9 protein-coding genes and 1 pseudogene are annotated in these 10,084 nt (G+C 69.0%); 6 read left to right on the top strand and 4 right to left on the bottom strand.

What is annotated here, in order from left to right:
* Nucleotides 1-150: 150 nt before the first annotated feature.
* Nucleotides 151-804, bottom strand: a complete 654-nt coding sequence (locus tag ACFV7Q_RS31510; RefSeq protein WP_385433653.1) for a hypothetical protein — start codon at nt 802-804, stop codon at nt 151-153.
* 240 nt (nt 805-1,044) lie between these two features.
* Here ACFV7Q_RS31510 and ACFV7Q_RS31505 point away from each other — a divergent pair.
* A pseudogene (locus ACFV7Q_RS31505) lies at nt 1,045-1,476 on the top strand (PucR family transcriptional regulator); the annotation flags it as partial.
* Nucleotides 1,477-1,587: 111 nt separating this feature from the next.
* Here the strand turns inward: ACFV7Q_RS31505 and ACFV7Q_RS31500 are convergent.
* Nucleotides 1,588-2,403 carry a hypothetical protein gene (locus ACFV7Q_RS31500; protein ID WP_385433651.1) on the bottom strand — a complete coding sequence of 272 codons (816 nt, stop codon included), beginning with the start codon at nt 2,401-2,403 and terminating at the stop codon, nt 1,588-1,590.
* Entirely contained in the window at nt 2,400-2,627 is a 228-nt protein-coding gene (locus ACFV7Q_RS31495) for a hypothetical protein (protein ID WP_385433649.1), read from the bottom strand. Before ACFV7Q_RS31495 ends, ACFV7Q_RS31500 begins: the two co-directional genes overlap by 4 nt.
* 629 nt (nt 2,628-3,256) lie before the next feature.
* Between ACFV7Q_RS31495 and ACFV7Q_RS31490 the strand changes: the two genes are divergently transcribed.
* The 3 genes from ACFV7Q_RS31490 to ACFV7Q_RS31480 all read left to right on the top strand — a co-directional run bounded on the left by ACFV7Q_RS31490 (nt 3,257) and on the right by ACFV7Q_RS31480 (nt 5,354).
* The gene (locus tag ACFV7Q_RS31490; protein ID WP_385433647.1) at nt 3,257-4,087 is read left to right on the top strand and encodes a helix-turn-helix domain-containing protein; all 831 of its coding nucleotides are present in this window, start codon (nt 3,257-3,259) and stop codon (nt 4,085-4,087) included.
* 68 nt (nt 4,088-4,155) lie between these two features.
* Nucleotides 4,156-4,638, top strand: coding sequence for a cupin domain-containing protein (locus ACFV7Q_RS31485; RefSeq protein ID WP_385433645.1), 483 nt, complete (start codon nt 4,156-4,158; stop codon nt 4,636-4,638).
* Nucleotides 4,635-5,354: an SGNH/GDSL hydrolase family protein gene (locus ACFV7Q_RS31480; RefSeq protein WP_385433643.1), complete on the top strand. Its 720-nt coding sequence runs from the start codon at nt 4,635-4,637 to the stop codon at nt 5,352-5,354. Before ACFV7Q_RS31485 ends, ACFV7Q_RS31480 begins: the two co-directional genes overlap by 4 nt.
* Nucleotides 5,355-5,641: 287 nt before the next feature.
* Here ACFV7Q_RS31480 and ACFV7Q_RS31475 read toward each other — a convergent pair whose 3' ends face one another.
* On the bottom strand, nt 5,642-8,308 hold the full coding sequence (locus ACFV7Q_RS31475) for a Helicase associated domain protein (protein WP_385433641.1): 2,667 nt from the start codon (nt 8,306-8,308) through the stop codon (nt 5,642-5,644).
* 580 nt (nt 8,309-8,888) lie between these two features.
* On the opposite strand from ACFV7Q_RS31475, the gene ACFV7Q_RS31470 reads away from it, so the two are divergent.
* Nucleotides 8,889-9,092 (top strand): hypothetical protein, encoded by a 204-nt coding sequence (locus tag ACFV7Q_RS31470; protein WP_385433639.1) that lies wholly within the window; start codon nt 8,889-8,891, stop codon nt 9,090-9,092.
* A 10-nt stretch (nt 9,093-9,102) separates the two neighbouring features.
* Entirely contained in the window at nt 9,103-9,513 is a 411-nt protein-coding gene (locus tag ACFV7Q_RS31465) for an ankyrin repeat domain-containing protein (protein WP_385433637.1), read from the top strand.
* Nucleotides 9,514-10,084: the final 571 nt, after the last annotated feature.

Raw genomic sequence — 10,084 nt, 5'->3', positions numbered from 1 at the left:
CGGTTACGGTAACCGTTCCGCGAACGCGACTCCTGGGATGCTTGGTGAGCCGGTGCCGGGAGGGGCGGACCAAAGCGATGTCGTGGAGGAGGCGGCCTGTCGCCTATTCCCTACGTCCTGCTGGACGCGCTCCGCGTGAGCGGCGCTCGCTCAGGGGGCCGCATTCGCCCTGAAGGACTGGCTGTTGGTGTTAGTTGCACCGGGGCTCAGGACGTTGCTGCCCGTGTTGATGTTGTTGTAGATCGGGATCAGGCCGCTGAGGCTGATGGGCAGGATGGACGTTCCGTCCCCGTTCCCGCCGCCGTTGCAGTTGGGGCCGGGAATGTTGACGGTGTCACTTGCCGAGTCGCTGAGGCTGCCTTCGAGCTCCCTCACCGTGGCGGTGTTCCTGACCGTGCAAGGAGCGTCTTCGGCCACGCTGACGACTACTTCGACCGCGTAGCTGCCTCCGACTACCATTTGGTCGACTTCGCACGAAAACCTGGTTCCTTCGTTGGTGATAGCACAGATAATTCCGCCGTTGTTGTTGTGGAGGACGTCGTGTGATGTGGCTGTGAGCCCTGCGGGGAAATTGTCCGTCATCCGCACCCCGCTCGTGAGGGTCTCCTCGTCGCCGGGATTGCTCACCGTGATGGTGAAGGTCCCCTGCCCGCCCCGGGAGAAGTCCCCCGAGTGGGTCTTCGTGATGTCCAGCTGGGCCTGCGCGTAGGCGGGGGTGACCCCTACGGTGAACGGCAGGGCGATGCCCATCCCCAGGATGGTGGCGAGGGCGGAGAGGCGTCGCCTCAACGGGTGGATGACCATGGTGGGCTCCTTCTGTGGTGTGGGGTCCGCCACGAGACGCGGTGCGGCCGCCAAGGGCTCGAACTCGGCTCATGTGGGACGCCTGCACACCCAGGAACGCAGCTGAGACAGACGGAACACGGCCTCTACGTCCAACTCACTCGTTCGCCCATGGGGCCGGGTCGCCTTCGACGACTGTCTGAGTGACCGGAGGGCGGCCGCCAGGGGCCCTATTCACGGGTCAGGACCTTCGTTCTTCACGTCGGCCGCACCCATCCCGGGCCGGGCGGTGCTGTCCACTCCTACGAAGAAGCCCTCAACGCCCTGGACCTCGCCGACCGGATGAACCTGGAAGGACCCGTCCTGCACGCCGCCGACCTGCTCGTCTACCCGGTCCTCGCACGGGACCGCCAGGCGATGGCCGACCTCGTGGAAACCACCCTCGGCCCGCTCCGGGAAGCCCGCGGCGGAGCGCAACCGCTGATCGACACGCTCTCCGCCTACTTCGACAGCGGCTGCGTCGCCGTCGAGGCCGCCCGCCGCCTCTCGCTCAGCGTGCGGGCGCTGACCTACCGGCTGGAACGCATACGCTCCCTCACCCAGACCGACCCGGGCGACCCCCGGCACCGCTACACCCTCCAGACTGCCGTCATCAGGGCGCGGCTACTGGGCTGGCCGGACGCCTCATCCTGACCCAGAAACATCACCTCTGATGTCGCCCAGGAAGCGACGTAGGAAGGTGAGCCGGTGGCCGAGCCGACCAGTCGTTTCTTCCCGATCGCGGAATTAGGTCTGTCTACCGGGTCAGACTTGCAGGTCGCGTAGTCGGTAGCCCATGGCCCCGGCAGCTGTGGCGAGCACCGCGACGGCGACCATCAGGAGCGAGGCTGGCCAGTGGGCCAGTGGGCCAGTGGGCCAGTGGGCCAGTGGGCCAGTGGGCCAGTGGGCCGGAGCGTCGGGCACGGCGGCAAGATGCGTGAACGGGGAGAGCTGGGCCCCCCAAGTCGGCAGGCCTGAGCTGTCGGCGATGACTTTCAGGAGGAATCCTCCCGCAGCCGGTAGCGGGCCGACGAGGGCTGCTGCCCGTGGTGCCCAGCCCAGTGCGAGCACGCCGGCGCCCAGGCACAGGAACCCGATCGGCAGCACGTTCCAGGCACCGGCAAGGGCAGCGGCAAAGCCGAGGTCGGCACCGGCGGCCTGCATCCCAGCCCAGGTGGCCAGACCGGCCACCGTCACGAGAACGACGACGCCCCCGCACACGGCGGTGATCTCAGCGACGAGCAGGCGCGTCCGGGTCAGAGGCTGGGCGAACAGCAGGGGCAGCCGTCGGCCGGCCTCGTCGGCGGCGAGCGCGGCAAGGCGGACGGCGGCAAAGACTCCAGCAGGGACGGCCAGCAGCGCGAACAGAGTGGACGCGTATCCGCGGACGGTGCCGAGCCCGGCGAATCCGGCCTGTCCAGCGAGCTCCGCGAAGCGCGGGTTGTCCGTGAGGAAGGCCGTCATCGACAGGGCAAGCACCCCAATGAGCAGGTAGTAGGTACCTACCCCGGCACACCAGGCGGCCAGGGGCCGCAGCGTGCGACGTACAGCGAAGCCCAGGACCGAGCCGAGCAGCCTCAACCGCGGGGCCCGGCCGGAAGACGGGCGCAGGAGCCGCCGCGGATGTCGCGTCGCCCGGAAGCCAATACGGCGGCGACAGCGAGGGCGACGCCCGCGGTGGCGAGAAGCAGGAGCGGCCAGATCCGGGCCCCGCCGTACGGGCGGGTCAGGGCGGTCAGGCCGAACGGGGAAAGCCAGCGCAGCCATCCCAGGGCGGGAACACCGTCCGCGACCATCTTCGCCAACAGGCCGACACCGAGGACGACCAGCGCCGCGCCAGCTGCTGCCAGCGGCGTTCCCGCTCGGCCTGCCAGCGCGGGTGCGCTCCTCGGCGGCGGCCAGCCGGCCGGGGGTGACGGCGAACTTCGACGCTGCTCATCCCTCCCAGGCCAGCCAGCGTCCCTCACGCAGGCTGTACCGGCTGGCCGAAGGGCCGTCCCCTGGTGTGCGGGGGCGGCCATTCGGCCTGGCCGGCTGGTTGCGCCCGGTGGGAGTTCACCCAGGTCTACGGCCCTCAGGTGGTCCGTTCCTGGCAGGCCCGGTTCACCCACGACGGTCGGACAACACCGCCGCGAAGGCCGAGGACACCGGACCAGCGGCCGCCCTCATGGCGCCGCGTCGGTGACCGCGTCCACCCCACCCCTGGCCGGAAGCATCCGCCACTGCCGCGGTCAGTCCGAGCTGCCGTCGTCGTCCTCCAGCCCAGGGGCGTCCGGGTCGCGCAGCGGGCGCAGGCCGCCACCGGTCGGGGTGGAGGCGGTGAAGCTGTACCTGTGGTAGCCGACCGGAGATCAATCTCACCGATAACCGCTGTACCGATGGTCCGCTGTACCGCTGTACCGCTGTGCCGACCGCCGGTTCGTACACTGCGAGGGTGGAAGACCATAAGGCCACCAGGACCCGTCCGGCGCCCGCCTTGCGGCGGTACGTCGGCTCGTATGTCGGTTTCGATCTTCGTGGGTTCCCGGCGGGGGTGCACTGCGGCCCGCCGAGTCGCGTGCTCACTGCGGTGATCAGTCTGTCCGGCCCTTTGGAGGTGGCGGCGGGCGTTGGCGACGGGTCACCGATCACCCGATTCGGCAGTGTGGCCAGCGGTCTGATGCGCCGGTCCGTCGCGATACACCACGACGGACGCCAGGAAGGCGTGCAGGTGTCACTGACACCGCTCGGGGCTCGGGCCATCTACGGCATGCCCGCCGCTGTGCTCGCCCACCGACTGGTCCCACTCGACGAGCTTCTCGGAGCGCTCGGCGTCGAACTGGTTGACCGGCTCCGCGCGGCATCGACATGGGCGGCGCGGTTCACCGTACTGGACGAGTTGCTCCTGCGAGCTGTGGGTCGTGGCGCCGGCGGCGACCCCGTGTCCCGGATGCGCCCCGAGGTGGCCGAGGCCTGGCGCCGCCTCGTCGCCGCACGGGGCTGCGTCCAGGTCGGTGCAGTCGCCGAGGAACTGGGCTGGAGCCGTCGGTACCTCACCGAGCGGTTCCGTGGCGAGGTGGGCCTGTCGCCGAAGACCTTCGCCCGGGTTCTGCGCTTCGAGCACGCGCACGACCTGGCCACCACGCACGACCCGCTTCCGTGGGCCGATGTGGCGACCGCCTCCGGCTACGCCGACCAGGCCCATCTCGTCCGGGAGTGGAGCGAGTTCACGGGCCGATCGCCGACAGCATGGCGTCGCGGCGAAGTCCTGCTCGGGACTGGGTAGTCGCCGACCGGCCGCCCATCGCGTCAGCTTCCGTTCCCTTTCCTTCAAGACCACCCTATTGCCGTCCTGTGACGATCGTCGGCATGAGACTCGTCAATCACGAACCCAACGCCATCGACCTTCGGACCACCCCCGTGCACCTCGGGCTGGGGTCGAGAGCGAAACCCGTCGAGGGCTTCGCCTGGGACCCGGAGGTGCTCCATGCCTACAGCGCCGCGGTCGCGGCGGACGGCGCCGAGGGCCGGATGGTGACGATCTTCGACGGCGACGGCCTCGGCGACCATTGGGAGCGCCACCCCGCCGGAGACGAACTGGTCGTCTGCCTCAGCGGGTCGGTGACGGTCACGCGCGATGTGGACGGAGTGCCCGACCGGGTTGTGCTCGGGCCAGGCGAGGCCACCGTCAACCCGGCCGGGACATGGCACGCGGTCGATATGGCGGGACCGGCGTCCATCCTGACCATCACCGCTGGCCTCGGCACCGACCACCGTCCCCGGACCGAAACCCGCCCGACCGAGCACGCCGACACATCCGGCCCGCGAACACCGTGACGACCCGTGTCGCGTGCCTCGGCGACAGCCTCACCCGCGCGCAACTCAGCGTCGACTACCTGGACCTTCTCGAAAGACGCCGACCTCCCGGCGACGTACGGCTCGCCCGCTTCGGCGTCAACGGCGACTTCGCCCACAACCTCTCACGGCGCCTCGATGCCGTCGTCGCGGACGCACCCGACGTGATCACCGTGCTGATCGGGACCAACGACGCCCGAGCGAGCCTCGCCGGCTACCCCGTCGAGCGGGCCATGCAGCGCAAGCAACTCCCCGAGCGCCCGTCGGCCGACTGGTTCCAGCAGTGCCTGGGAGCCGTCGTCGAACGGCTGCGAACGCAGACCGACGCGACGATCGCTCTGCTGTCCCTCCCGGTCCTTGGCCAACAACTCGACGGAGCCGCGGCGCGGGCATCACAGGCGTACAGCCGCATGATCGCCGAGGTCGCCACCACCAACAAGGCGACCTACCTCCCGCTCCACGAACGCCAGACCGAGGAACTACGCCAGGCGGACCCGCCGCCGATCCCCTACCGGGACCCGACGCCCGCGGCGAGCGTCAGTGTCCTCGTCCGGCGCACCTTGCTGCGCCGCAGCCTCGACACGATCTCGCGGCGCCGGGGTCTCGTGCTCACGACCGACCACATCCATCAGAACAGCCGCGGCGCCGCCCTTGTCGCCGAGGTCATCGACACCTGGCTCCCGACCCGGAGCGCGTAGCACGGTTCCGGCGGCGGCCCCTTTCCTGCGTATTCGGTTCCCACCCGTACCGGGGCAGGCAACAACGACTGGACCTCTCGGCTACCCACAAAACCACACCCGCCGGCTCAACGAGACCGGCGGGATGTGGAGCCGATACGCCGTCGCGGACCACACAGGGTCACCGACAGGTTGTGTTCCATGGGGAACCGGCGACAGCCGATTAAGAGAGTCCGCCAGTACCGAGGCCAGGCAAGGCTCGACGGGAGGCCCGGGACCTCGGTTGCCGGCCCGACTCAGGTGGCCGCTCACGCCCAGTGGATGCCGAGCTCTCGTAGCGCGTTCAGCTGGTCGTGGGTGAGTTTGTTGCGTCGCTGCTTGGTGTTGGAGACCCACACGCCCAGCTTCACGACCACCGGCTCGGCCCCGCCGTCGACTGTGATTTCCTCCCCGTGGGCGCGGGGGATCGGCCGGTGGGTGCCTTCGCGCTCTACCCACTGGGTGAGGGCTGTCAGGCCACGCTGGAAGGCCTGTTGTGCCTTGGTCGGCCCGTTCGCTCCGCGGCTGGTTGCTGGGGCGGGAGGGGGCGTCTGGTTGGGTTGTACGCCGATCGCGGTCAGGCGGTCCTGCTGCTCGGGTAGCAGCCGTGTCCAGGTGGCTGGCTGCTTCTGCTGCTGGAGCCATCGTCCGATGTCGTCGCCGTCCAGCAGCACGCCCGGGGCGATGTCGGGCAGCTGCCCGTCGGCTTCGACCAGGTCCGCAAGCACGCGGTACTGCCGCTGCCAGTCGAGTGGCCAGGGGCAGTTCCAGTCCTTGTCGATCGCGGCAAGCTGCGCGGCCCGGGTCGTCGCGGTGTCCTCGTCCTTCCCCAGCCCGTTCTTCGCTCCCTTCCGGCGGAGGTTGGCCATGTACTGCCCGACGGGCACCATTGCGTCGTCTTCGCCCCAGATGGCGTCTTGTCGTGGTGCGAGGTGTCCGGTGGCCCGCTGGTAGGAGCGGAGTACGGCGAGCTTGGCCTCCCACGCCTCCTCGCCCGGCTCCCACACCATCCCGGCCTCCGGAGCGTCCAGGAGGACCTTGCGCCGGTCCTCCAGCTCCCCGGCGCGCAGGGCCTTGCGCTGCTGGTGTACCCACCGCCCGAGCGGGAACGCTTTGGTGATGCCGACCTCGGTTTCGGTGTCGTACGGGACGGCGTACAGGCCGGTGATCTCGTTCTCCGCCCGCCACCGGATCAGGGCCTGGTAGCCCTCCAGCCACACCAGTGACTCGGGTCGGTAGACGCGGGTGCGTAGGAATGCGGCGATGGTGGCCGCGTCGCGCGGGCTGGAAAAGTGGAGCAGGGCCGACTTCGCGGCGGCGTCGGCGCCATCCTCCTGGTCCTCGCCGTCACCCGCGCCGCCGGCTCCGACGATCCTCCCGTCCTCGTCGCGTCGGAGGTGGGTCTTGCGCTTGCCGCTGGTGAGGGCGCGGGAGGCGAGCTGCTCGACAAGGCGCTCGTCATGAGAACGCAGGCCTTGGAGGACGGCTACAAGGGGGCGGAAGCTCGCGGAGGCGACCATGTCGGTGGGGTCCTCGCCGGGCTCCAGGAATACGGGCACGATGATCCGTGCGATCTTTGTGGAGCCGTCCTTGTTGAGTCGGAGGGCGCGGCCGATGTTCTGGACGATCTCGACCTGGGAGCCGCGGGTATCGGCGAAGCAGATCGCCTCCACCCCGCGCTCGCCGGTGATGTCGACGCCCTCGCCGAGGACGCGTACGGAGGAGAGGAATGCCCGGTGTACGCGCCGGTTGTTCGCGTCGATGCCGTTGGCGAACTGCCGCAGGACCTCCCGGCGCTCGGTGACGAGGTGGTCCCCGCACAGCCACGCCGACCACACCCGGTCCGGCGGAACGTGGCGCCCGGCCTCCAGCTCGTAGAACTCCGCGTCGATCGAGGACTTCGGCAGCTTCTCCGCGGCCGCCAGGTCGGCGTCGGAGGCGTCGTTGACGTACAACTCGGCCGCCGTCTCCGGCAGCTTCTCCGCGAACGCGGCGGCCTCCTCCACCTTCTGGTGGAACGTCATGACCGTACGCAGGTTGTACGCCGCGGCGTGCTCCAGGAGCGCGGCCTGCAGCAGCGCCAGACGCCGGCCCCGCTGCGCTTCCTCGGACTCCCCGAGTACGGGGGCGGGGTCGCGGATCTCCAGCACGTCGATCTCGAACCCTGCGAGGATCCCCCGCTCGATCGCCTCGCTCAGGCCGAGCTCGGCGAGCCACGGGCCGTAGGTGCCGTCCGGGTCGTCGGCCATGCTCGCGATCTCGGCCTCCTGGCCCCCAATGCCCTTCTGTGGCCGGGCCGCGGCCAGGATGCGCGGGGTGGCGGTGAGGTAGAGCCGGAAGTCGGCCGGGACGCGGGTGTTGTCGTGGATGGCCGCCCAGGGCCGTCCGAGGTCGCCGGCGGTGCCGTGGGCCTCGTCGACGATGGCGAGGTCGAAGCCGTTCATTTGCTGGCCGTAGAGGCGCTCCCCGCCTGCCAGGGCGGCCTCCAGTGGCCCGCGAACCTTCTGCGGGCCCTCGGGTGCGTCGATGTCCTCGCGGTCCACGAGGGAGGCGTACGTGGCGAACACGACGACCGGTCCGGAGGCTGCCCACAGGGCGAGCTGGATCGGGTTCGTGGTGGTGCGCACTCCCAGCTCGGTCAGGACCGGGTCGTTCTCCAGGGAGCAGACGGCGATCATCGGGGCGCGGTGGCCCACCAGGCGCCACGCCTGGGCGGTCTGGGCGAGCAGGTCCAGGGTGGGCACGGTGACGAGGATCCGGCCGTCCGCGAAGCTCTCCAGGGCGCACGCGGCGGCCGTGATCGTCTTGCCCGAGCCGGTCGCGGAGATGATTGTGCCTCGGGCACCCCGAGCCGGTACAGATGACCTTGCAGGAAATCCCACCCATTTCCGAAACGCCGACTTCTGATCGACCTGGTGCTCACGGAGCTGAATCATCGAGATTGAACCTCACATCTATCTCTCGACGGGGCGCGAATAGGACGGGCTCAGGTCACGGTTCCAGGCGCCACGCCAAGGACCGATCGAGTGGCGGGAGTTGACCTATAAGAGATGGTCATGACGGCATCGGCTTGAGAAAATGGGACCATGGACGAAGACTTCTGCGAAGTGATGCTCCTGCCCAGCTCCCAGTGCGACCACTGCCGAACAGCGCGATCGGAGCTTCCCCGGAGGGTGTACGTCACCAAAGGCGGGAGCGTCTACCACAGGACGCCTAACTGTGAAGGAATCAAAGACGGTCAGCGCTACGCCCGCTGGAGAGGAGACGAGACCCATGATGCTCAGTCCGTACCTCGCAGCGATGTGCAGGCCCAGCGAGGCCCCTGTGAAATCTGCCGTCCCGATCTGATCCATAGACGACCCTAGGCAGTCCCTTATTTCTTCCAAGGGTACATGCTGCATCACTTTGATGCAGCATGTACCCTTGGCCTTGAAACGAACGAGCGACCTTGTACGGCCGGTCCCAGCTCTGCTCACCTGTCAGCCGGATCCCCCGCCCCCTGTGGAGGAGTGCCCAGTGGACCCCACGCCTCATGAACTTCTGGCAGATCTCTACGGATACGACCAGGACGCCCACTTCGACACCGCGCAACTTCGGGAGGGTCTGGCTCATCAGGTGCCCCCGGCCCAGCTCGACAAGCTCATCGCCGCTGTCGAGGCGACAGGGGATCCAGCAGTCGATCTGGAAACGGCCGCAGCGCTCCTCGACGGCATCCGTTAGAGCCGAGCACATGACTGACGACCAGAGGGAAGCGAAGAGGAGCCGAATGGTCGAGAATCCTTGGACGCCCGCCCATCAGGCGGTCGAGTCCAGCGACCATGCCGAGCTGACCCGCCTCCTCGATGAAGGCGCAGATGTCAACGAGGTGTGCTGTGGGATGACTCTGCTGGAGCATGCCATCGACTTGGAGGGGGACTCGGCACTTCAGGCAGGGACTCCGATCGACAGCCGGCTCACAGTGATCCTGCTGGCCTACGGGGCCAATCCAAGACCGCAACCTCCCGGAGGCATGAGTGCGATGGACCTGGCCGACTACTACGGTCACGACATCGCCTACCGCCTGATAGACCGGATCCCCCCAGCTGCCGTCAGCCGCCCGCGAAGCGGGCTGTGGTCCTGGAAGCGAAGCCGGAAGGACTGAAAGGGCGGGAGCGAAGCGGACGCCCAACGGGCCGAAGACCCAGACCCCGTGAAACGGGGTCACCCAAGCCCGCGCACGGGGACCCGGGTGCGGGAGTGAAGCGGACCGACTCTCCGGAGGACTCTTGCGCATTGGCGAGGTGGCGGGGTCGGTGCTGTCAAGCGTCTGCATGGCCCTTTTGCCCCGGTCGCCGGTTAGGCCGTGGCCGCCCCCGTGCAGGCTGGGAGGTTTCCGCCGTTGGGTTTCCAGTGCTGGATGCTTCGCTGCCGACCCCGTCAAGGGGGACCCTAAGCGACACCACCGACACTGCTGCCAGCGCCCGCGGAGCGGGCTAGTCCTGAAGGCGAAGCCGGAAGGACCCGGGTGGGGGAGCGAAGCGGACCCGCCCAACGGGCCGCAGGCCCGTACCCTGTGAAACAGGGTCACTCAGGCCTGCGGAGCGGGCCGTTCGGGTGGAGCGCAGCGAAACCCGAACCCGTCCGGAGCGAAGCGCAGGACCCCGGCCCGAAGGGCCAGCTCTGGCTCGGCGAAGCCGAGCCCCGCCGAGCGCAGCGCGGCGGTTCGCTGGCAC

The organism is Streptomyces sp. NPDC059851, assembly GCF_042732005.1.
In the GTDB taxonomy this organism is placed as follows: Bacteria; Actinomycetota; Actinomycetes; order Streptomycetales; family Streptomycetaceae; genus Streptomyces.
The sequence above is the reverse complement of the archived record's forward strand: the minus strand, read 5'-3'. Positions and strand labels throughout refer to the sequence as shown.

What these genes read in the sequence shown, in the direction of transcription:
- ACFV7Q_RS31465 (WP_385433637.1), top strand. Translation starts at nt 9,103, where the DNA reads ATGACTGACGACCAGAGGGAAGCGAAGAGGAGCCGAATGGTCGAGAAT.
- ACFV7Q_RS31475 (WP_385433641.1), bottom strand. Translation starts at nt 8,308, where the DNA reads ATGATTCAGCTCCGTGAGCACCAGGTCGATCAGAAGTCGGCGTTTCGG.
- ACFV7Q_RS31510 (WP_385433653.1), bottom strand. Translation starts at nt 804, where the DNA reads ATGGTCATCCACCCGTTGAGGCGACGCCTCTCCGCCCTCGCCACCATC.